The sequence below is a fragment of the Sphingopyxis sp. genome, from assembly GCF_041916015.1.
Taxonomy (GTDB): domain Bacteria; phylum Pseudomonadota; class Alphaproteobacteria; order Sphingomonadales; family Sphingomonadaceae; genus Sphingopyxis.
This window is the reverse complement of the sequence record NZ_JAYSAH010000052.1, coordinates 16,916-37,133: the sequence shown is the minus strand read 5'-3', so window position 1 is coordinate 37,133 and position 20,218 is coordinate 16,916. Positions and strand designations below refer to the sequence as shown.

Here is a 20,218-nt window from a genome sequence, read left to right as displayed (position 1 = left end):
GGGCCGAATGATGATAAAAATGAGGTCGCACCCATGTCGGTTCTTACCCCTTTCCTCTCGCGCGTCATTCGCCATGGCCGGCTGACCGTCGTCGATCCCGACGGCGCCGCCGAGCATTTCGGCGAGCCGGCGCCGGGCTTTCCGGAGGTGAGCGTCCGCTTCACGACCCGCCGCGCGATGCGGCGCGTGATCCTCGACCCGCGGCTCGGCGCCGCCGACGCCTTCATGGACGGCGAGATGGAACTGACCGACGGCGACATCATGGCGCTGATCGGCCTCATCCGGATGAACACGCCGTGGGACCGCGGCGCGAAGCTCAAGGACAAGACGTGGATCGGCCGGCGGGTCGAAGGCGTGAAGACGCGGCTCGGCTCGATCAACCGCCGCCGCCGGTCGCGCGCCAATGTCGCGCATCATTACGACATCGGCAACGATCTCTACCGCCTCTTCCTCGACGCCGACATGCAATACAGCTGCGCTTACTGGCCCCGCGAGGGCATGACCCTCGACGAGGCGCAGGCGGCAAAAAAGGCGCATATCGCGGCGAAGCTCGCACTGAAGCCGGGTCAGCGGGTGCTCGACATCGGCTGCGGCTGGGGCGGGATGGCGATCACGCTCGCGAAGCTCGAACAGGTCGAGGTGCTCGGCATCACCCTGTCGACCGAACAGCTCGACCTCGCGCGGCAGCGCGCCGAAGCGGCGGGGGTCGCGGGCCGCGTGCGCTTCGAACTGATCGACTATCGCGACCTCGCCGCGCGCGAGGCGGGGGGCTTCGACCGCATCGTGTCGGTCGGCATGTTCGAGCATGTCGGCGCGCCGAATTTCGATATCTTCTTCCGCGCCTGCGCGAACCTGCTGAAGGCCGACGGGGTGATGCTGCTCCACACGATCGGACGTTTCGGCAAGCCGGGCGCGACCGACGCCTTTACCCGCAAATATATTTTCCCCGGCGGCTATATCCCGGCGCTCAGTGAGACGCTGGCGGCGAGCGAGAAGAGCCGGCTGATCGTCACCGATGTCGAGACGCTGCGGCTGCATTATGCGCTGACGTTGCGCCAATGGTATGCGAACACGCTGGCGCGCGAGGATGAGATGGCCCAGATGATGGGCGCGCGCTTCTTCCGCATGTGGACCTTCTACCTCGCCGGCGCGACCGCGGCGTTCGAGAGCGGCGGGATGGGCAATTACCAGATCCAGTTCGCGCGCAGCCGTCACGCCCTGCCGCTGACGCGCGATTATATGGCGGAGGCGGAGGCGCGCTATACCGGATAGCGTTCGTTCATGACGTCCCAGCTCAGCGCGACAAGTTGTTCGAGCACATCCAGATCGACGTCGGCGAGCTTGTTCACATAAAGGCATGACTTGCCCGTCTTATATTTGCCCAGCTTCGCGAGCAGCGCGTCGGCCTCGGGCTGGCGGTCGAGGTAATGGCCGATCAGATAAAGCGTCATCGCGGCCTTGCGCGGGCTGAACCCCGCGCGGCACATCGTCCCCGAACGGCCGCTGTCATAGACATAATCATAGCTGCCATAGCCGATGATCGAGGGGCCCCACATTTTGGGTTCAAGTCCGGTCACGCGGCGGTGCATCGCATCGACCGCCGCCGCTTCTTCGCGCCGCCGCGCATCCGGGACGGCGGCGATGAAATCGGCGACGCCGGCCTCGGTTGCCCTGGTCTTGATTTCCGCCTTGCCCATGCTTCGTCTCCCGCGGCAGGATAGCCTGCCGAAAGCGCCGTGCCAACGGATCGGCGGCTGTCGGCGCGGCGGGCGGTTTCAGGTGGATACGGACCGTTCCCCGACGTCTGCACGCGGTCGAAACCCGTCACCGCGGCTGCCGAAACTCGATCAAATCCCATTTGTTGCCATAAAGATCGAGGAAGACCGCGACGGTGCCATAATCGGCCTCCATGGGCTCGCGCTCGATCCGCACGCCCTTGTCGAGCAGGCGTCGATAGTCGCGGTGGAAATCGTCGGTTGCAAGGAACAGGAAGACGCGGCCGCCGGACTGGTTGCCGATGAACTCCGCCTGTTCCGCATTCGCCGCGCGCGCGAGCAGGATCGTCGCGCCGCCCGGTGGATGGCCCGGCGGGGCGACGAGCACCCAGCGCTTGTCCTGTGCAGGCACATAATCGTCGGCGACGAGCGTGAAACCGAGCGTCCCGACATAGAAGTCGATCGCCTCGTCATAGTCGCGGACGACGAGCGCGACATGCGCGAGCGACTGGCGCGTCATTCGCGCAGCCCCCGCAGCGCCGCGCCCGCCGCAAATGGGCCGATCATCGTCAGGAGCAGGCTCGATGCCGCGAGCAGCTTGATCGCGCCGCGCCCCGAGGGGTCGAGCATCCCGGCACCGAAGATCAGCATCGGCACCGCGAGCGGCAGGACGAGCAGCCCGCCGATCGCGCTGCCGCCTTTCAGGTTCGCGGTCAGCGCGGCGCTCAATACCGCGAGCGAGGCGAGCGCGGGGATGGCGATGGCGAGCCCGGTCGCCAGCGACTGAACCCGTCCTGCGTCCTGCGCAAGCAGCGCGGCGGCGGGGAGCAGCGCGACGAGCAGCGGCAGGCCGAAACCGATCGCGTGCGCGGCGATCTTGATCGCGGCGATGATCTCGTCGGCGAAGCCGCGCACCGCGAGTTGATCGAGCACGCCCGCTTCGCGATCGGGACGGACCAGCCGGTCGATCGGCAACAGCGCGGCGAGCAGCGCCGCGACCCACATCATCCCGCCGCCGGTGCGCGCGAGCAGCGGCGCGTCGGGGCCGACCGCGAACGGAAAGGCGGTCGCGACGAGCAGGAAGAAGACGACCGGCAGCCACAGCGCGCCGCTCCCCCAGGCGCGGCGCAGGTCGCGCCAGAAGAGGGCGATGAGGGCGGTCATGCGAGTGCCCCCATGCCGAGCTCGGCGAGGTCCGGGATACCGAGTGCGAAATGCGACGCCAGCAGCACCGCGCCGCCGTTCGCGCGATGCTTTGCGATGGCGGAAACCAGCCGGGCCTGCGCCGCATCGTCCATGCCGTTCGCGGGTTCGTCGAGCAGCCAGATCGGCGCGCCGCTGGCGATCACGCGGACCATCGCGGCGCGCTTGCGCTGGCCGGTCGAGAGCATCGACACCGGCACTTCGGCAAGGTTGCCGAGCGCCATTTCGTCCATCGCGCGGTTCACCGCATGGCCGTCGACCGTATCGACCCGCGCCCAGAAATCGAGCGCGCGGCGCAAGGGGAGTTCGGCGTCGAGTGCCGCCGCCTCGTCGATCAGCGCGGTGCGCTCGCGGCGCTCCACCGTGCCCGCGGCCGGGCGCAGCAGCCCGGCGGCGAGGCGGATCAGGCTCGACTTGCCGGCGCCGTTGGGGCCGCGCAGCCACAGTGCGTCGCCGCGGCGCAGGGTCAGCGACAGCCCCTCGAACAGCAATCGGTCGCCGCGGATGCACGCCACCTGGTCGAGTTGCAACAACTCGCTCACGCCATATCCTCGAGCGCGTGCATATCGTCGTCGGAGAAACCGAAATGATGACCGATCTCGTGGATCAGCACATGGCGCACCAGCCAGTCGAGCCGCTCGCCGCCCTCGATCCATTCGACGAGAATCGGGATGCGATAGAGGGTCACGCGGTCGGGCATGCCGCCGCTCTGGTCGATGCTGCGCTCGGTGAGCGGGCGGCCTTCATAGAGACCGGTCAGGTCATAGGGATGCTCGATGTCGAGCGAGGCGAGCGTCTCGTCGTCGGCAAATTCCTCGATTCCGATCACGACGCCTTCGATATGCGGCCGGAAAACCGCGGGCAGCGTTTCGAGCGCCGTCTCGGCCATCGCGAACAGCGCGTCGGCATCGGGGGCGGCGCCGGCCCATCCGGCGGGAAGCGCTGAAAGTTTCGAGGTCTTGTCGCTCATCGCGCCCTTCCTTATGGCGGGCAGGCCAACTTGGCCAGCGGGAGAAAAGAGATGGTCCGGAAACTCGACGAGGCCGAGCGTGCCGCGCTCTTCGCCCGCTTTCCCGGCTGGACGCACGAACCGCAACGCGACGCCATGACGCGCCGGTTTCAGTTCGGCGATTTCGCGCAGGCCTTCGGCTTCATGACCAGCGTCGCGATCATCGCCGAAAAGATGGACCATCATCCCGAATGGTCGAACGTCTACAACCGCGTCGATATCCTGCTGACGACGCACGACGCCGATGGCTTGTCGGAACGCGACGCGAAGCTTGCCGAGGCGATCGACGCGCTGCTTTGACGGCAAGCGACGGCTGGATTGGACGGGCGCGCAATTTTTGCGCGGGTCTTGTTGTTATCTTGCGCTGACGCGTCACTCCCTTACAAGCGACGCAAAGCCAAATAGGGGAGCCACCGCATGAGCGATAGCCTGCTGCGCCGCAAGGCGATCGTTCCGGAACAGCCTGAAGGTCACGGCCTTGCGCGGACCTTGAGCTGGCCGCACCTCGTCGCGCTCGGCGTCGGCGCGATCGTCGGAACCGGCATTTTGACACTGATCGGCGTTGGCGCCGACAAGGCGGGACCGGCGGTGATCCTGTCCTTCGTTGTCGCGGGCGTGATCTGCGCCTGCGCGGCGCTCGCCTACGCCGAGATGGCGACGATGATTCCCGCATCGGGCAGTGCCTATACCTACAGCTATGTCGTGATCGGCGAGCTGATCGCGTGGGTCGTCGGGTGGAGCCTCATCCTCGAATATTCGCTGGTGGTCAGCGCGGTGGCGGTGGGCTGGTCGGGTTATGCCGCGCCCCTGCTGCACGCCTGGGCCGACGTACCGATGGCGCTGATGCAGGGGCCGGAACTGGGCGGCATCGTCAATCTGCCGGCGATCGCCATCATCGCCTTGGTCGCGGGCATGCTGCTGTTCGGCACCCGCGAGAGCGCGACGGTGAACGCGATCCTCGTGCTCGTGAAGATCGCGGCGCTGGTCGTCTTCGTCGCGGTCGCGCTCCCCGCGTTCAATGCCGCCAATCTCGAACCGTTCAGCCCCTATGGTTTTGCGAAGCATGTCGGATCCGACGGGGTCGAGCGCGGGGTGATGGCGGCGGCGGCGATCATCTTTTTCGCCTTCTATGGCTTCGATGCGATCGCGACGGCGGCCGAGGAAGCAAAGAATCCCGATCGCGATCTCAAGATCGGGATCGTCGGATCGATGATCGCCTGCGTCGCTATCTATGTCGCGGTGGCCATCGCGGCGGTCGGCGCAATCTCGTTCAGCCGCTTTGCGAACAGTCCCGAGCCGCTGGCGCTGATTCTGCGCGAACTTGGACAGCCGCGAGCGGCACAATATCTCGGCATTTCGGCGGTCATCGCGCTGCCGACGGTTATTCTTGCCTTCTTCTTCGGGCAGAGCCGCATCTTCTTCACCATGGCGCGCGACGGCTTGCTGCCGGCCAGCCTGGCAAAGGTGTCGTCGCGCGGCACGCCGGTGCGGATCACGATCTTCACCGCGATGATCGTCGCCATCCTCGCGGGCTTTATTCCGCTCGACGAACTGGCGGCGCTCGCCAACGCAGGGACGCTGGCAGCCTTCACGGCGGTTTCGGTCTGCATGCTGATCATGCGCCGGCGCGCGCCCGATGCTCCGCGCACCTTTCGCGTGCCGATGCCGTGGGCGATCGGCCCGATCGCCGTTCTCGGCTGCTTCTATCTCTTCCTGAGCCTGCCCGCGAAGACCCAGATCTGGTTCGGCGTCTGGAATGTCGCGGGGCTGGCCGTCTATTTCCTCTATGCCCGGCGGAATGCCGTGGCTGCGTGACGAGAAGCGCCCCGGCAAGGAAAAGCGGTTGCATCGGGCGGTTCCCCCATGCAGTCAGCGCGAAGGGCGAATGGAATAGACAGGGGATTGGGGCATGACCCGATGGGGGCGGTGGGTGCTGGCGGCGGCGATGCTGGTCGCACCGGAAGGGGCGGCGATGGCGGGCGAGCAGCCGCTGTATCAGCCCGCGCCCGCCTGGGTAACTCCCGCGAAACTCGCCGACCCGCAAAGCGTTACCGGCGGGATCGCGATCCTCGACATCCAGCAGCGCATCGACGGCGCGACGGTGTGGAACTATGCCGACACCGCAATGAAGCTCAGCACCCCCGAGGAGTTGTCGCAATATAGCAATATCACCGTCGCCTGGGCCCCCGACAAGGGCGACCTCATCATCCATCAGCTCGTGATCGTCCGTGACGGGGCGGAGATCGACGCGCTCGCCGGCGGGCAGAAATTCACGGTGCTGCGCCGCGAGCAGTCGCTCGAACAGCTTGAGCTCACCGGCATGTTGTCGGCGACGCTGCCCGTCGAGGGGCTGCGCGCGGGCGACATATTGCGGCTCCGCATGTCGACGACGGTCAAGGACGGCGCGCTCGGCGGGCGGGCACAGTCGCTCTCGCCGCTGGTCGTCGAACCGGCGCGCGTCGCGCAGGCGGGATACAGGCTGTCGTGGCGGACCGGCGAGGCGACGCAGTGGAAGATTTTCGCGAAGGGCGCCGAGCCCAAGGCGCGGCGCAGCGGCGACTTCATGGAACTGCCGGTCGCGATGCCGCTGCCGAAGCCCGCCGAACTGCCCGACGATGCCCCGGTCCGCTACCAGCGCCTGCCGATCATCGAGGCCTCGACCTTCGCCGACTGGGCCGATGTGTCGAAGGTGATGGCACCGCTCTATGCAACCGATGGTACGATCGCCGACGGCAGCCCGCTCGCGGGCGAGGTCAGGACGATCATGGCGGCGACCGACGATCCGCTGAAGCGCGCCGCGATGGCGTTGCAACTGGTGCAGGACAAGATCCGCTATCTCGCGGTCGGCATGGACGGCGGCAATTATGTGCCGCAGGCCCCGGCGAAAACCTGGGAACTGCGCTACGGCGACTGCAAGGCGAAGACGCTGCTGCTGCTCTCGATCCTCCGCGCGATGAACATCGATGCCGAGCCGGTGCTGGCGCATGCGCAGCTCGGCGACATGGTGCCCTTGCGCGTGCCGAGCGCGCTCGCGTTCAACCATGTGCTGGTGCGCGCGACGATCGGCGGGGAAAGCCTGTGGCTCGACGGCACGATGCTCGGCACGCGGCTCGCCGACATCCGCGACACGCCTGCGCTCGGCTATGTGCTGCCGGTTCGCGCCGATGGCGCCGCGCCGGTCAGGATTGACCTGCGCGCGCCGACGCGGCCGACTGTCGATCTTCAGGTCGATGCGGACGAAAGCACCAGCATCGACCTGCCGTCGGTCATCAATCTCGACATGGTGGTGCGCGGCCAGATCGCCAATCTTCTGACGCTCGCCGAATCGCGGCTCGGGCCCAAGGAAGTGCGCGACGTCTATGAGCAATTCCTCCAGTCCTATGTCGGCGAAGCGCAATATGATTCGGTGACGGCGACCACCGATGCCGCCGACGGCAGCGTGACGATCAAGGCACGCGGCGCTTTCGGGACGGGCTGGAAGCGCCAGGATTTGCGGACGGAGCGCTGGATGTCGCGAGTGCCCAATGTCATCGCGTTCGAGCCCGATCGCGCTCGCCCTGCGTGGGCCGATATCCCGGTCGCGACCGCGGCACCCGACCGCGCGCGCTACCGGCTGCGGATCAGGCTTCCCGATGGAGGGAAGGGGTACACGATCGATGGCGAGGCGCCGCTCGATGAGCGGTTCGCGGGCTTCGACGTTCATCGGTCGGCCGCCTTGGCCGACGGTATCGTCACGGTCGACGAGACGATCACGAGCGCCGGAGTCGAAATTCCGGCGTCGGCCGTCGCGGGAGAGCGCGATCGCGTCGCGACGATCCTGGCGCGGACGCCGCGCCTGATTGCGCCCGAGGCGGCGACGCGGCGCTGGAACCTCGCGCAGGCGGCGTCGCGCACGCAGATCGATGCGATCAACGCGATCTACAAGAAGCAGGCCGCCGAAGCCGATGAGGAAAATATCACCGCACTGACGAGCAGCGCCTCGTTCCAGATCGGGATCGGCGATTATAAGGGCGCGGCGGCGACGCTGACGCGGCAGATCGAGCTGCTGCCGTCGGCCGAGGCCTATCTCGACCGGGCGGGAGCGCGGCGCGAGATGGGTGACGTCGCGGGGGCGCTCACCGATGCCGAGGAAGCGCGCAAGCTCGACCCGTCGTCGGTCGCGGCAATCTCGACCGTCGCGAACCTGACTGCCGCGCGCGGCGACATCGCGAAAGCGACGACGATCTATGACGAGCGGATCGCGCTCGGCGGCAAGACGCGCGACGATTATCGCGTCGAAAAGGCCGCGATGGTCGGCGAGTTCGGCGATGCCGAAGCGGCGATCGGCGAACTCGATGCGCTGATCGCGACCAAGCCCGGCAACCCGGCGATGCTGAACCAGCGATGCTGGATCAAGGCGACGCGCAACGTCCATCTCGATACCGCGCTCAAGGATTGCACGTCGGCGATGGAGCTCAGCGACAGCACGGCGCAGATTCTCGACAGCCGCGCGCTCGTCTGGATGCGCATGGGCCGCGACGAGGACGCTTTGCGCGACCTCGACGCGGCGCTGCTGCAGGTGCCCGGCATGGGGTCGAGCCGTTTCCTGCGCGCGATCGTCTACAAGCGGGTCGGCCGTGCGGCCGACGCCGCCGCGGATCTGGCGATCGTGCGCCAGATGACGCCCTCGGTCGAACGCGACTATGCGCGCTTCGGTCTGAAGCCCTGAACGGGCTCAGGCTGCTTGCCAGTCGAACGCCAGCGGCGCTTCGCGAAAGGCGAAGCGGTCGAGGTGGCGCGCAACCACGCCCTGCATCGCTTCCAGATGCGCGTCGCTGCTCGCGTCGATGCGGACCGACAGGCTGTCGGGTCCGGCATCGAAGGTGACCAGCGCATCGGCCGCCCATTCGGCGCCGCGCGCATCCCTGGGGAAGATCACGGTGCCGTGCTCGGGGGTGAATTCGACCGCCAGATTATGCTGCCAATGCTTGCACAGCTGCTGCAGATATTTGCTCGCATGGCCCGTGGCCACCTTGGCGACCGCGCGGCTCATCCGAGCCGCTCGATCTTCTGCGCGGCCTCGTCGATCAGCGCGACGATGTCGTGCAGCGCCGCCTCGTCGAGGTCGCGGTCGCCGAGCCGGTTCATCAGCACCGCGCGCAGATTGCCCATCGCGCGGCGGACCGAGGCACTGTCGGTGCGCTGCCGTTCCTCCCCGACCGCGGTCAGGCGGGCGATCAGCTCATCGACGGCGCTTTCGTTCGCTTCGATTTCGGCGCGGCCCGCGTCGGTGATCGCGAACAGCTTTTTCGCGCCGTCGCGGTCGGCTGCCTCGATCAGGCCCATGTCGTCGAGCAGGGTGAGGGTGGGGTAGATGACCCCCGGGCTGGGCGCATAGGCGCCGCGGGTCCATTCCTCGATCTGGCGAATCAGGTCGTAGCCGTGGCGCGGCTCGTCGGCGATCAGCTTGAGCAGTACGAGCCTGAGCTCGCCGCTGTCGAACATGCGCCGGCGCCGGCCGCGGCCTTCGTCGTCATGGCCGTGGCGGCCGCCGGAACCTCTGCCTCCGAAACCATGGCCCCCGAAACCGCGCCCGCGTCCGCCGCGGTGCATCGCGTGGCGGTGGCCGCAGCCGCGTCCGCCCATATATCCATAAAACATCATCCAAAATTCCTTAGAGTGATTCGTGATAGCTCTAAGATATATCTTAAAGTCGAACACGCAAGAGGCAACGTCGATTTTTTTGCACCTCGCGAGCGTTCGGGCTTGGGGTCGGCCATTATGCAGAATGATTTCGCGCCGCGCAAAGCGGAGGCACGCGGAGATGCGCAGAGTGGAACGGCCACGGCGGAGCGGCGATCGGCCGCCAATTGCCATTCCCCGGCTTGACCCGGCGTCCGCCCTGTCTTCTAGACGGGCGATCCCGGCCGGAACCGGCGACACAGGAATGCGATCTCGATGCCCAACCCCGACGCCCCCTATCACGCCCATATCTATTATGATCCGGGCGAGCGCTCCGCCGCCGCGGGGTTGCGCGACGATTTCGGGCGCAATCCCGCGATCCTGTTCGTCGGCGCGATGACCGACGCCCCGGCAGGGCCACATCCTGTCGCGCAATATGAGGTGCATTTCCTTGCCCGTCATCGCGCTGCGGTCGTCGCGGCGATCGAGGCGACCGGCCTGCGCGCGCTCGTCCATCCGCTGACCGACGACGATCTTGCCGACCATACCAGCCTTGCGCACTGGATCGGCACGCCGGTCGAACTCGACGTGACCGTGCTCGACCCGCCCGGCGTCAATCAGGGCCTTCCGCGCTTCGGCCTTTCGGACTTTTAACGGCGAGCGACCGGCGGGTTCAGGGCAGGAACTCCTTGCGCTTGACCCGCCATGCATCGGCGCTTTGCGTCCAGGCATCGACCGGCGCGTCCTCGAAGGGGGCGGGCAGGCGGGTCGGCCTGCTGTTCGTCGCGCCCAACCGTTTCGCAAGCGCCTGCGAGCGGGTGTTGGCGGGGTCGATGCTGTGCATCAGTTCGGGCCATTTCAGAAATTCGACCGCGAAATCGCACGCCGCGACCGTGCCCTCGAAGGCATAGCCCTTGCCGGCGAATTTTGCGCGGACGCCATAGCCGATCTCGGGCGCGGGCCAGCCGTCGGGTTCCCACGGGCCGAGTCGCCCGACCCATTCGCCGCTTTCGCGCTCGATCACCGAAAACATCGAAAAGCCGCGGATATGCCATGCGCCCGCGAGGGTGCACCATTGGCGCCATGCCGCCGAACGCGGAGCGATGCCGCCGATGAAGCGCATCGTCTCTTCCTCGGCGCACATTTCGGCGAAGGCGTCGAAATCCTCGGCTGCGGGCGGCCGCAGGATAAGCCGTTCGGTGACGAGCAGGGGACCGTTCAGCATATTTCTCTCCCGCCGCGGTTTGGCCGACGCTTGTGGGCCACGCGAAGCGCTCGGGCAAGGGCGAAAAAAAAATTGAGGACGCCGGCGCGGGGCCGACGTCCTCTCCATCACGTGGTGCGGGCGGAGGGGTCTCGGACCCACACCCGCGACGGGTTAGTGTCGCTTAGCGGCAGCGATATTTATCCTTGTCGATCTCGCGGCCGAGCAGTGCGCCGCCCGCGGCGCCGAGGACGGTGCCGAGCAGCTTGTCGCCGTTGCCCGCGATCTCGTGACCCGCAAGGCCGCCGACCGCGCCGCCGATCAGCAGGCCGGTCGTGCCATTGTCCTTCTTGCAGCGATAACGGCCGTCATTGCCGCGCCAGATGCGGGTGTTGCCGTTGATCCGCTCGTCGCGCGAGGCGTAATAGTTGCGCTTGTGCTTGCGCCGGTAATAGTCCGCCGAAGCTTCGGCCTTGTGATAGCCGGGCGCGGGGACCGCCCCCAGGCTCGCATAGGCCGGGGCAGTGCCGACGACGCTCGCCGCGACGAAGATGCCCATCAGGCCCTTGGTGATACGCATGGTAAATCCTTTCCTGGTCTCGGCGCCTCGTTCCCGTCCGGAACCGGGCGCTTCGCAGAACAGAACGAGCCGTGTCCCGGCCCCGTTGCATGAACCTGCGGCAACAAGACGAAGCGAGTGTATCCATCGATGAACCGAAAGGGCCTTGAAGGGCCTTGAAGGTCGGCCACCGCCATGCGACATGAGGGGCATGCTGAACATCGCCTCGATCGTCATCGGCGTCATCGCGCTGATATTGGCCATTCCCGCCTTCATCCCGCTGCTTGGCTGGGCGAACTGGGTCGTGGTGCCGATCGCGGTCGTCGGGCTGGCGCTCGGCGCGATGTCGGACCGGACCAGCGGGCGCAATCTCAATATCGTCGTCATCGTCATCGGCGTCGTCCGCCTGATGCTCGGCGGCGGAATCATCTGATCGGGCGTCATGGCACAAACATCGGCCCCCGCGGGGAGCGAGCAGGGCGGCCTGCCCTATGCGCTGGCCGCCTATGGCATCTGGGGCTTCGTCCCGCTCTTCTTCAAACTGGTGTCGAGCGTGCCGCCGGTCGAGGTGCTCGCGCAGCGCATCATCTGGTCGCTGCCGCTTTGCTTCCTCATCATGGTTTTCCGGCGGCAGATCGGCGACTATCTCGCCGCGTTGCGCGATCCGCGCGTGCTTCGGATGCTGCTCGCGAGTTCCTTGCTGATCGCGGTCAACTGGCTCGTCTACATCTTTTCGATCTTCACCGACCATGTGCTCGCGGCGAGCCTCGGCTATTATCTCAATCCGCTGGTCAATGTGATGCTCGGGATGCTCTTCCTCGGCGAGCGGCTCAGCCGGCTGCAGTTCGTCGCGGTCGTCATCGCGGGGATCGGGGTCGCGATCCTGCTTGCCGGTGCGCTCGACACGCTGTGGATCAGCCTGACGCTCGCGCTCAGTTTCGGCCTTTACGGGTTGATCCGGAAAATCGTCCCCGTCGGCTCGCTTCCCGGTCTTGCGATCGAAACGACGCTGCTGCTGCCTTTGGCGCTGGCAGTGTCCATCTATTACCTCTGGATCGGCGACGGGCGGGGTTTCGGGTCGGACGGTTCGATCAGCCTGCTCTTGATGGCGGGCGGGATCGTGACCGCAGTGCCGCTGCTCCTCTTCGCGACCGCGGCGCGGCGGATGAGCTATGCCGCGCTCGGTTTCGTGCAATATCTGGCGCCGACGCTCCAGTTCCTGCTCAGCCTGCTCGTCTTTCACGAACCGCTGAAGCCGGTGCAGCTCGTCTGCTTCCTGCTGATCTGGGTCAGCATCGCGGTGTTCAGTTTCGACATGTGGCGCAAGATGCGCGCCGACCGGCTTGCCGTTTAGACCAGCCGCCAGCCGAGCGTTTCGCCGGCGTGGAAGGGCACAACCTCGCCGATCCGGTCGGGAACGGCCGTTGCGCCACGTTCGAGCGTGATCGTGCCGCCGTTGAGCGGCAAGCCGTAGAATTTGGGGCCGTGCTCGCTCGCAAACCCCTCAAATCTGTCGAGCGCGCCCTCCTCGTCGAACACCGTTACATAGGATTCCAGCGCATAAGGTGCATTGAAGATGCCCGCGCAGCCGCACGCGGCCTCTTTGGTATGGACCGCGTGCGGGGCGCTGTCGGTGCCGAGGAAGAATTTGGGCGAGCCCGACACCGCCGCCGCGCGCACCGCGAGCCGGTGCTGCTCGCGCTTGGCGACCGGCAGGCAATAAGCGTGCGGCCGGATGCCGCCGACGAGCATCGCGTTGCGGTTGATGTGGAGATGCTGCGGCGTGATCGTCGCGCCGATGGTTGCGGGCGCGTCCTTGACGAAATCGACCGCTTCGGCGGTCGTGATATGCTCGAACACGATCTTGAGCTGCGGCAGCGCCTTCACCAGCGGCGCGAGCGTGCGGTCGATGAACACCGCCTCGCGGTCGAAGATATCGACGTCATGGTCGGTCACCTCGCCATGGATCAGCAGCGGCATGCCGATCTCCGCCATGCGTTCGAGCACAGGCATGATGTTGGCAATGTCGGTGACGCCATGCGCGCTGCCCGTGGTCGCATGCGCCGGATAGAGCTTCGCCGCGGTGAACACGCCCTCGGCATGGCCGCGCGCCATTTCTCCGGCGTCGCTGTGATCGGTGAGATAGGCGACGATCAGCGGAGTGAAGTCGAGCTCCTTGGGCACTGCGGCGCGGATGCGGCCGCGATAGGCGGCGCCTTCCTTCGCGGTCGCCACCGGCGGCGACAGGTTCGGCATGATGATCGCGCGCGCGAACTGGCGTGCGGTATGGCGCGCGACCTGCTCGAGCATCGCGCCGTCGCGCAGATGGACGTGCCAGTCGTCGGGGCGGCGGATCGTCAGGCGGTCGGTCATCGAAATACTCGCTAGCGGGCTTGGCTTTGGCTGGGGCGTCCCTAGATTATCGCCATGCCCAATACCACCCTCAACGACCGCGCTCTCATCCGTCTCTCCGGCGAGGATGTGCGCGGCTTCCTGCAAGGCCTCGTCACCAACGACGTATCGGGTAATCTGCCCGTATGGGCGGCGCTGCTGACCCCGCAGGGAAAGGTCCTTTTCGATTTCCTGATCTGGGGCGACGCGGCGGACGTGCTGATCGACTGCGAGCGCGATGCCGCAGCCGAGCTGATGAAACGCCTGACGCTTTACCGCCTCCGCCGCGCAATCACGATCGCGCGCGAGGAGGGACTCGGCGTCCATTGGGCGACGGGGGGCGATCTCGGCGCCGTCGATCCGCGCCTGTCCGGCCTCGGCCAGCGCTGGCTCGCGCCCGCGGATGACGGGGAGGGCGCCGACGCCGCGTGGCGCGCGCACCGCCTGTCGCTCGGCGTCACCGAGGGGCGCGCCGAGCTTGGCGACGGCACGACGCTGTGGCTCGAATGCAACGCCGCCGAACTGAACGGCGTCAGCTTCACCAAGGGCTGCTACGTCGGGCAGGAGAATACGGCGCGGATGAACTGGCGGCAGAAGGTCAACCGCCGCCTTCTCGTCGTGCCGATCGCCGAGGCCGACGAAAAGCGGCAGGTCGTCGCCTGGGCCGAACTCGGCTGGTCGGTCGAGCACCGCCGGGTCGAAAATATCGACCCCGCCGCCGCGCCGGGATGGATGCGCGAAGCCCTCACCGCCGACCGCAGTTCCTGACTTATCCTCCCTCGTCACCCCGGATCGAGTCTGGGATGACGAAGAAAATTGCGCGCCTCCTTCTTCCAAAGGCGGTTCATGACAGGTGCAGGCGGGCGTGATAGATTTCCCGCCATGCGCGTCCTTCTGATCGTTTCGGCGCTCGCCGCCGTCTTCGCCGCAACATCCGCCGCGGCCGAACAGCCGCTGATCCCCGTCGAGCCCGAACCGGCCTCCGAACCCTCGGCGCTGGTGCCGCTCGCGCCCGATTCGCCGTGGACCGCGCGCTTCGCGGCGGCCGCCGACGAACTGCTCCCCGCCTTGCGCTCGCTCGACGAAAGCCGCTGGGCGCCGCTGCTCGGCGGCCAATGGCTCGCGGCGCCCGATCGTGCGCGCGTTGCGGCGCTGCTCGCCGACCGCGACGGCCCGTTCCGCCATGCGCTGTTCGCCGAGGGCTTCGCCCATCGCGTCATCCTGGGCTGGCAGCCGCCCGCGACGCTGACCGCCGAGGACCGGGCCGCGATCTCCGCGCGGTCCGAGGCCGAGGCGATCATATGCTGGGCGTCGGGGGGCACGGGCCATTCGTGGCCGCGCACCGCGGCCGAGGCCGACAATGCGCCCGGCCGGCCCTATGCCTGCGCGCGGATCGCTTACAGCATCCGCGGCGAAACGCCGAACTGGCGGGCCTTCATCGAGCGCGGCTGACTTAACCATTCCCCAATCATGATCTGCGACAAGTGCGCCATGCTGGGGCGTTTCATAATGTTAGCCGCGATGATCGCGGCAGGATCGGTCGGTGTGGCGAGTATCGCTGGCCGGCAGGTCGCGGACGCGCCGAAAGCGCCCGCAGATCTTTATGCCGGCGAAAGCAACTGGACGACCAGGGGCCGGGACGCGGCCGCCGCCGTGGCCAACGATGCCGCGTCCCGGCCGAGCGAAGTGCGCATCCGGCGGGCGTCCGATTCGCATTTCTATGCCGACACGCAGGTCCAGGGCAGGCAGATTCGCATGCTCGTCGATAGCGGCGCATCGCTCGTAGCGCTGACGCGGAGCGACGCCGAAGCGATCGGACTCGATGTCGACGCCCTGCCGATCGGCGGCACGGCGCAGACGGCAGGCGGGCAGGTTCCGATGCGGATCGTCGTTCTCGACAGTGTCGAGGTCGATGGAATCACGGTCCGCAATGTCGAGGCGGCGGTGGTCGATGCCGACATGGGCGTGTCGCTGCTCGGCCAGAGCTACCTTGCCAAGCTCGCTGCGGTGAATGTCGAAGGCGATACGATGACCCTGCGTTAGCGGCGATTTTGGGGTGGATTCCAGACCGTCCTCTATTTCCGTTCGTGTCGAGCGAAATCGAGACACGCTTGGGAAGCGCCAGCATTCGCGTGTCTCGACTTCGCTCGACACGAACGGGAGCTGAGGTTTTGTCTTCCCCTCCCGGTCGATACCCGCCCTTGACCGTCCGTCAAACGTCCCGCCCTTGCCAAATCCCGCCGATTTCCCCACATCGGCCGCCATGAACGCTCCCAATCCTCCGCTGAAGGCCGCGATCGTGCCGGTCACCGCTTTCCAGCAGAATTGCACCCTCCTCTGGTGCACCGAAACCAACAAGGCGGCCTTCGTCGATCCCGGCGGCGACCTGGACAAGCTGAAGGAGGCGGTGCGGCAGACCGGGGTCGAGGTCGAGAAGATTCTCGTCACCCACGGCCATATGGATCATTGCGGGCAGGCCGGCGTGCTCGCGAAGGAGCTTGGCGTGCCGATCGAGGGCCCGCACGAGGACGACCGCTTCTGGATCGAAAAGCTCGGCGAGGATGGGGCGCGCTTCGGCATGGAGGGCGAGCCGTTCGAGCCCGACCGCTGGCTTGTCGATGGCGACAAGGTGACGGTCGGCAATCTCGAGATCGATGTCATCCATTGTCCGGGCCACACCCCCGGCCATGTCGTCTTCCACCACGCCCCCTCGAAGCTCGCGATCGTCGGCGACGTGCTGTTCCAGGGCTCGATCGGCCGCACCGATTTTCCGCGCGGCAACCACCAGCAGCTGCTCGATTCGATCACGCAGAAGCTCTGGCCGCTCGGCGGCGACACGATCTTCCTGCCCGGCCACGGCCCGCACAGCAGCTTCGCGCAGGAGCGGCGAACCAACCCCTATGTCGCCGACGGCGTGGTCGGCGGCTGATTATCGCGGCGCGACGACCACGGTCTTGACGGTATCGGCCGAGGTGAAGGTGACGGGCGTCGCATAGACGGTGTAGATCGCGAATCCGGCAAGCCCGAGCTGCGTCAGCATCGTGATGATCGTGCCGGCCATGCGGCCCCACATCATACCGTCCATGCCGAGCGCATGGAGGATACGGCCGACGAGATAGAGCGCGCCGACGGCCCACAGTCCCATCGACGATCCGACGCCGAGTTCGAGCAGCGCGAGCAGGATCAGCACGAAGGCGGTATTCTCGACGAAATTGCTGTGCGCGCGCATCCGGCGGGTGAGGGCATCGTTGCCGCCGTCCCCGATGAACACCTTCTCCTTCGTCCGCACACGGCCGACGCGGACGCTGAGCCAGAGGTTGAGCAGCGCCGCGCCGGCGGCGATCGTCAGGCTGATCGGCAGGATGATCATATATTTCCCCCATGTCGTTGACCGGCGTTCCGGCGACAGGGAGATGTGGCATTGGCGGCGGGGCGGGGCAAGGGTTGCTTTTGCCCCTTCGTCACCCCGGACTTGATCCGGGGTCCCGCTTTTCAGGCGTCGCTTGGCGGGGCCCCGGATCAAGTCCGGGGTGACGGGAAGGACCGGCGATCCGCCATTTGCCTCGGGGCTTGCCTTTGCGGGCAAAAACGCTATAGCCGCGCCCGATCCGGCACCCGACACCAACAGGCGTTGAGGCACCCACCGGCGGAAGATTTCCGATCGTTTTTCAAACGATAACCGATCTTCGGCATAGGTGGGCGGGCCAGTCATTTCCGGCAACGGAAGCGACACGTTCGGGTTCGCCGATTCGAGTAAACATTTAGGAATGCAGGAAATAACATGGCCGTCCCCAAGCGAAAAACCTCGCCCTCGAAGCGCGGCATGCGTCGCAGCCACGACAGCCTGAAGGTCGAGGCCTTTCAGGAATGCCCGAACTGTGGCGAGCTGAAGCGCCCGCACAATCTCTGCAACGCCTGCGGCCATTATAACGGCCGCGAAGTGGTTTCGGCCGGCGCCTGAGCCTAGCCGGAGGGCGCCAGAATGAGCCTTACACCGCGAATCGCGATCGATGCGATGGGCGGTGACGTCGGCGTGCGCATGATGCTCGCCGGCGCCGCGATGGCGCGCCACAAGCATGACGGTCTGCGCTTTCTCCTCGTCGGCGACGAGGCGCAGATCAAGGCCGCGCTCGAAAATCACCCGAATCTGCGCGCCGCGTCGGACATCATCCACACCGATGGCGTCGTCACCGGCGAGGACAAGCCCAGCCAGGCGCTCCGCAAGGCGAAAAGCACCTCGATGGGGCTCGCGATCGACGCGGTGAAGCGCGGCGATGCCGGCGGCGCCGTGTCGGCGGGCAATACCGGCGCGCTGATGGCGATGGCGAAGCTCGCGCTCCGCACGATGCCGGGAATCGACCGGCCCGCGCTCGCGGCGCTGCTGCCGTCGCTCGGCGACAATGACGTGGTGATGCTCGACCTTGGTGCCAATACCGAGTGCGACGCGAACAATCTCGTCCAGTTCGCGGTGATGGGCGCCGCCTATGCGCGCACCGCGATGGGCCTCGAAAGGCCGCGCGTCGCTTTGCTCAACATCGGCACCGAGGAACTCAAGGGCACTGACGAGATTCGCGACGCCGCGGCGCTGCTCCGCGAAACGCAGGGCCTGCCAATGCAATTCACCGGCTTCATCGAGGGCGACAAATTGTCGCGCGGCGATGTCGACGTCATCGTCCATGACGGTTTTTCCGGCAATATTGCGCTCAAGACGATCGAGGGGACGGCGCGCTTCGTCACCGATCTGCTGCGCCGCGCCTTCACCTCGTCGGTGCGCTCGAAGATCGGCTTCCTGATCTCGCGCCCCGCGACCGAATTGCTGCGCCATCATCTCGATCCGAACAACCATAATGGCGCGGTGTTCCTCGGCCTCAACGGCGTCGTGCTGAAAAGCCACGGCAGCGCGGACGCGAAAGGGGTCGCGAATTGCGTTCACCTCTGCGCCGAGCTTATCGAGAAGGATATCACGCGTCAGGTGACCGAAGACCTCGCCAATTTCCGCGGGAGCGCCGCGGCATGACGCTTCGCGCGATCCTCGCCGGCACCGGCTCCGCCCTCCCGCGCACGCGCGTTTCCAACGCCGAACTGGCCGAGCGTGTCGATACCAGCGACGAATGGATCGTCGAACGCACCGGCATCCGCTTTCGCCATATCGCCGAACCCGACGAGACGACCGGGACGCTCGGCGCCGACGCGGCGCGCGAGGCGCTGAAGGCGGCGGGGCTCGAAGCCGCCGACATCGGCCTGATCATTGTGGCGACCGCGACCCCCGACAATACCTTCCCTGCGACCGCGACGAAGGTCCAGGCGCTGCTCGGCGCGCCCGACTGCATCGCCTTCGACGTCGCGGCGGTCTGCTCGGGCTTCCTCTATGCCGTTTCGGTCGCCGACTCGATGCTCCGCACCGGCGCCGCGAAACATGCGCTGGTGATCGGCAGCGAGACGTTCAGCCGCATCCTCGATTGGGAAGATCGCACGACCTGCGTCCTGTTCGGCGACGGCGCCGGGGCGGTCGTGCTGTCGGCCGAGGAAGTGACCGACGATCGCGGAATCCTCGCGACACGGCTCCATGCCGAGGGCCAATATTGCGACATGCTCTATGTCGATGGCGGCCCGTCGACCACGGGCACGGTCGGTCAGGTCCGCATGCAGGGACGCGAAGTGTTCCGCCATGCCGTCACCAATCTCGCCTCGGTGCTTGGCGAAGTGATGGAGGAAGTCGGCCTCGCCGCCAGCGACATCGATTGGGTCGTGCCGCATCAGGCGAACAAGCGGATCATCGATGCGACCGCGAAGAAGCTGGGCTTGCCCGCCGAGCGCGTCGTCCTCACCGTCGACCAGCACGCCAATACCTCGGCGGCATCGGTGCCGCTCGCACTCGATCTCGCGGTGCGCGACGGCCGGATCAAGCGCGGCGACCTGGTGGTGCTCGAGGCGATGGGCGGCGGCTTTACCTGGGGGGCGGCGGTCCTGCGCGTCTGACCGTCCGGCCGGGTCGGTCGCCGGACCTGTCCCGAAATCCATCGCATCAACTCTTCACTCCATCCAATTCAGTTTGGCGGATTAATTCGCATTTGTTACATAGGTAGCCGGGACTCGTGATGGTGGGGGCCTTCCGGGAACCTTTGGCCGGGAACCTTCGGGTTTCATCCGCTTCAGGAGGGGAAGGGAACAAGATGACCACAGGAACGCTCACGCGCGCGGACATCGCCGCGAAGATCAACCAGCAGATCGGTCTGTCGCGCAATGAATCGGCGGCGATTGTCGAATCGATTCTCGATCATATGTCCGATGCGCTCGCGGGCGGGCAGAATGTGAAGATTTCGGGCTTCGGCACCTTCGTGCTGCGCGACAAGGCGCAGCGGATCGGCCGCAATCCCAAGACCGGGATCGAGGTGCCGATCCTGCCGCGGCGGGTGATGACCTTCCGCGCCAGCCAGACGATGCGTGCTCGCGTCGCGGGCAAATAGGCCGGGCAT

At 66.6% G+C, this 20,218-nt stretch carries 26 protein-coding genes; 15 read left to right on the top strand and 11 right to left on the bottom strand.

The window, feature by feature from the left end; all coding sequences use genetic code 11:
• Positions 1-33 precede the first annotated feature (33 nt).
• A complete protein-coding gene (locus ACE3SL_RS08245; protein WP_374525260.1) occupies positions 34-1,272 on the top strand; it encodes a class I SAM-dependent methyltransferase in 1,239 nt (412 codons plus the stop codon).
• Here the strand turns inward: ACE3SL_RS08245 and ACE3SL_RS08240 are convergent.
• From ACE3SL_RS08240 to ACE3SL_RS08220, 5 genes are all read right to left on the bottom strand, one after another.
• Positions 1,260-1,697: a DUF1801 domain-containing protein gene (locus tag ACE3SL_RS08240; protein WP_374525259.1), complete on the bottom strand. Its 438-nt coding sequence runs from the start codon at positions 1,695-1,697 to the stop codon at positions 1,260-1,262. The two genes, ACE3SL_RS08245 and ACE3SL_RS08240, sit on opposite strands and share 13 nt — an antisense overlap.
• 127 nt (positions 1,698-1,824) lie before the next feature.
• Positions 1,825-2,235: a VOC family protein gene (locus tag ACE3SL_RS08235; RefSeq protein WP_374525258.1), complete on the bottom strand. Its 411-nt coding sequence runs from the start codon at positions 2,233-2,235 to the stop codon at positions 1,825-1,827.
• On the bottom strand, positions 2,232-2,879 hold the full coding sequence (locus ACE3SL_RS08230) for a heme exporter protein CcmB (RefSeq protein ID WP_374525257.1): 648 nt from the start codon (positions 2,877-2,879) through the stop codon (positions 2,232-2,234). The genes ACE3SL_RS08235 and ACE3SL_RS08230 overlap by 4 nt, the downstream gene beginning before the upstream one ends.
• Positions 2,876-3,460 carry a heme ABC exporter ATP-binding protein CcmA gene (ccmA, locus tag ACE3SL_RS08225; RefSeq protein WP_374525256.1) on the bottom strand — a complete coding sequence of 195 codons (585 nt, stop codon included), beginning with the start codon at positions 3,458-3,460 and terminating at the stop codon, positions 2,876-2,878. The genes ACE3SL_RS08230 and ccmA overlap by 4 nt, the downstream gene beginning before the upstream one ends.
• Complete coding sequence (locus ACE3SL_RS08220) at positions 3,457-3,888, bottom strand: metallopeptidase family protein (protein WP_374525255.1); 432 nt, start codon at positions 3,886-3,888, stop codon at positions 3,457-3,459. The genes ccmA and ACE3SL_RS08220 overlap by 4 nt, the downstream gene beginning before the upstream one ends.
• Positions 3,889-3,918: 30 nt before the next feature.
• Here ACE3SL_RS08220 and ACE3SL_RS08215 point away from each other — a divergent pair, with 30 nt between their 5' ends.
• The 3 genes from ACE3SL_RS08215 (at position 3,919) to ACE3SL_RS08205 (ending at position 8,635) form a co-directional block, all read left to right on the top strand.
• Positions 3,919-4,227: a 4a-hydroxytetrahydrobiopterin dehydratase gene (locus ACE3SL_RS08215; protein WP_374525254.1), complete on the top strand. Its 309-nt coding sequence runs from the start codon at positions 3,919-3,921 to the stop codon at positions 4,225-4,227.
• Positions 4,228-4,344: 117 nt separating this feature from the next.
• Positions 4,345-5,742: an amino acid permease gene (locus ACE3SL_RS08210; RefSeq protein WP_374525253.1), complete on the top strand. Its 1,398-nt coding sequence runs from the start codon at positions 4,345-4,347 to the stop codon at positions 5,740-5,742.
• A 94-nt stretch (positions 5,743-5,836) separates the two neighbouring features.
• Positions 5,837-8,635: a DUF3857 domain-containing protein gene (locus ACE3SL_RS08205; protein WP_374525252.1), complete on the top strand. Its 2,799-nt coding sequence runs from the start codon at positions 5,837-5,839 to the stop codon at positions 8,633-8,635.
• 6 nt (positions 8,636-8,641) lie between these two features.
• On the opposite strand, the gene ACE3SL_RS08200 is transcribed toward ACE3SL_RS08205, so the two are convergent.
• Both ACE3SL_RS08200 and ACE3SL_RS08195 read right to left on the bottom strand, forming a co-directional pair.
• Entirely contained in the window at positions 8,642-8,959 is a 318-nt protein-coding gene (locus ACE3SL_RS08200; protein ID WP_374525251.1) for a DUF2218 domain-containing protein, read from the bottom strand.
• The gene (locus tag ACE3SL_RS08195) at positions 8,956-9,570 is read right to left on the bottom strand and encodes a PadR family transcriptional regulator (protein ID WP_374525250.1); all 615 of its coding nucleotides are present in this window, start codon (positions 9,568-9,570) and stop codon (positions 8,956-8,958) included. Before ACE3SL_RS08195 ends, ACE3SL_RS08200 begins: the two co-directional genes overlap by 4 nt.
• Positions 9,571-9,864: 294 nt before the next feature.
• On the opposite strand from ACE3SL_RS08195, the gene ACE3SL_RS08190 reads away from it, so the two are divergent.
• The gene (locus tag ACE3SL_RS08190; RefSeq protein ID WP_374525249.1) at positions 9,865-10,242 is read left to right on the top strand and encodes a DOPA 4,5-dioxygenase family protein; all 378 of its coding nucleotides are present in this window, start codon (positions 9,865-9,867) and stop codon (positions 10,240-10,242) included.
• Positions 10,243-10,261: 19 nt separating this feature from the next.
• On the opposite strand, the gene ACE3SL_RS08185 is transcribed toward ACE3SL_RS08190, so the two are convergent.
• Positions 10,262-10,813 (bottom strand): GNAT family N-acetyltransferase, encoded by a 552-nt coding sequence (locus ACE3SL_RS08185; RefSeq protein ID WP_374525248.1) that lies wholly within the window; start codon positions 10,811-10,813, stop codon positions 10,262-10,264.
• Positions 10,814-10,976: 163 nt separating this feature from the next.
• Positions 10,977-11,372, bottom strand: a complete 396-nt coding sequence (locus tag ACE3SL_RS08180; RefSeq protein ID WP_374525247.1) for a glycine zipper 2TM domain-containing protein — start codon at positions 11,370-11,372, stop codon at positions 10,977-10,979.
• A gap of 190 nt (positions 11,373-11,562) precedes the next feature.
• Between ACE3SL_RS08180 and ACE3SL_RS08175 the strand changes: the two genes are divergently transcribed.
• Both ACE3SL_RS08175 and rarD read left to right on the top strand, forming a co-directional pair.
• Positions 11,563-11,784, top strand: a complete 222-nt coding sequence (locus tag ACE3SL_RS08175; protein WP_374525246.1) for a hypothetical protein — start codon at positions 11,563-11,565, stop codon at positions 11,782-11,784.
• A 9-nt stretch (positions 11,785-11,793) separates the two neighbouring features.
• On the top strand, positions 11,794-12,705 hold the full coding sequence (gene rarD, locus ACE3SL_RS08170) for an EamA family transporter RarD (RefSeq protein ID WP_374525245.1): 912 nt from the start codon (positions 11,794-11,796) through the stop codon (positions 12,703-12,705).
• Here rarD and pyrC read toward each other — a convergent pair.
• The gene (gene pyrC / locus ACE3SL_RS08165; RefSeq protein WP_374525244.1) at positions 12,702-13,724 is read right to left on the bottom strand and encodes a dihydroorotase; all 1,023 of its coding nucleotides are present in this window, start codon (positions 13,722-13,724) and stop codon (positions 12,702-12,704) included. The two genes, rarD and pyrC, sit on opposite strands and share 4 nt — an antisense overlap.
• A gap of 54 nt (positions 13,725-13,778) precedes the next feature.
• On the opposite strand from pyrC, the gene ACE3SL_RS08160 reads away from it, so the two are divergent.
• From ACE3SL_RS08160 to ACE3SL_RS08145, 4 genes are all read left to right on the top strand, one after another.
• Complete coding sequence (locus ACE3SL_RS08160; protein WP_374525243.1) at positions 13,779-14,510, top strand: folate-binding protein YgfZ; 732 nt, start codon at positions 13,779-13,781, stop codon at positions 14,508-14,510.
• A gap of 114 nt (positions 14,511-14,624) precedes the next feature.
• On the top strand, positions 14,625-15,194 hold the full coding sequence (locus ACE3SL_RS08155; protein ID WP_374525242.1) for a hypothetical protein: 570 nt from the start codon (positions 14,625-14,627) through the stop codon (positions 15,192-15,194).
• A gap of 57 nt (positions 15,195-15,251) precedes the next feature.
• Positions 15,252-15,785, top strand: a complete 534-nt coding sequence (locus tag ACE3SL_RS08150; protein WP_374525241.1) for a TIGR02281 family clan AA aspartic protease — start codon at positions 15,252-15,254, stop codon at positions 15,783-15,785.
• Between the two features lie 220 nt (positions 15,786-16,005).
• A complete protein-coding gene (locus ACE3SL_RS08145) occupies positions 16,006-16,671 on the top strand; it encodes an MBL fold metallo-hydrolase (protein ID WP_374525240.1) in 666 nt (221 codons plus the stop codon).
• On the opposite strand, the gene ACE3SL_RS08140 is transcribed toward ACE3SL_RS08145, so the two are convergent.
• Positions 16,672-17,112 (bottom strand): MAPEG family protein, encoded by a 441-nt coding sequence (locus tag ACE3SL_RS08140; protein WP_374525239.1) that lies wholly within the window; start codon positions 17,110-17,112, stop codon positions 16,672-16,674.
• A 411-nt stretch (positions 17,113-17,523) separates the two neighbouring features.
• Here ACE3SL_RS08140 and rpmF point away from each other — a divergent pair, with 411 nt between their 5' ends.
• The 4 genes from rpmF to ACE3SL_RS08120 all read left to right on the top strand — a co-directional run bounded on the left by rpmF (position 17,524) and on the right by ACE3SL_RS08120 (position 20,209).
• Entirely contained in the window at positions 17,524-17,703 is a 180-nt protein-coding gene (gene rpmF / locus ACE3SL_RS08135) for a 50S ribosomal protein L32 (protein WP_201926249.1), read from the top strand.
• Between the two features lie 21 nt (positions 17,704-17,724).
• The gene (gene plsX / locus ACE3SL_RS08130; RefSeq protein ID WP_374525238.1) at positions 17,725-18,759 is read left to right on the top strand and encodes a phosphate acyltransferase PlsX; all 1,035 of its coding nucleotides are present in this window, start codon (positions 17,725-17,727) and stop codon (positions 18,757-18,759) included.
• On the top strand, positions 18,756-19,721 hold the full coding sequence (locus ACE3SL_RS08125; RefSeq protein WP_374525237.1) for a beta-ketoacyl-ACP synthase III: 966 nt from the start codon (positions 18,756-18,758) through the stop codon (positions 19,719-19,721). The genes plsX and ACE3SL_RS08125 overlap by 4 nt, the downstream gene beginning before the upstream one ends.
• A gap of 194 nt (positions 19,722-19,915) precedes the next feature.
• Positions 19,916-20,209 (top strand): integration host factor subunit alpha, encoded by a 294-nt coding sequence (locus tag ACE3SL_RS08120; RefSeq protein ID WP_374525236.1) that lies wholly within the window; start codon positions 19,916-19,918, stop codon positions 20,207-20,209.
• Positions 20,210-20,218: the final 9 nt, after the last annotated feature.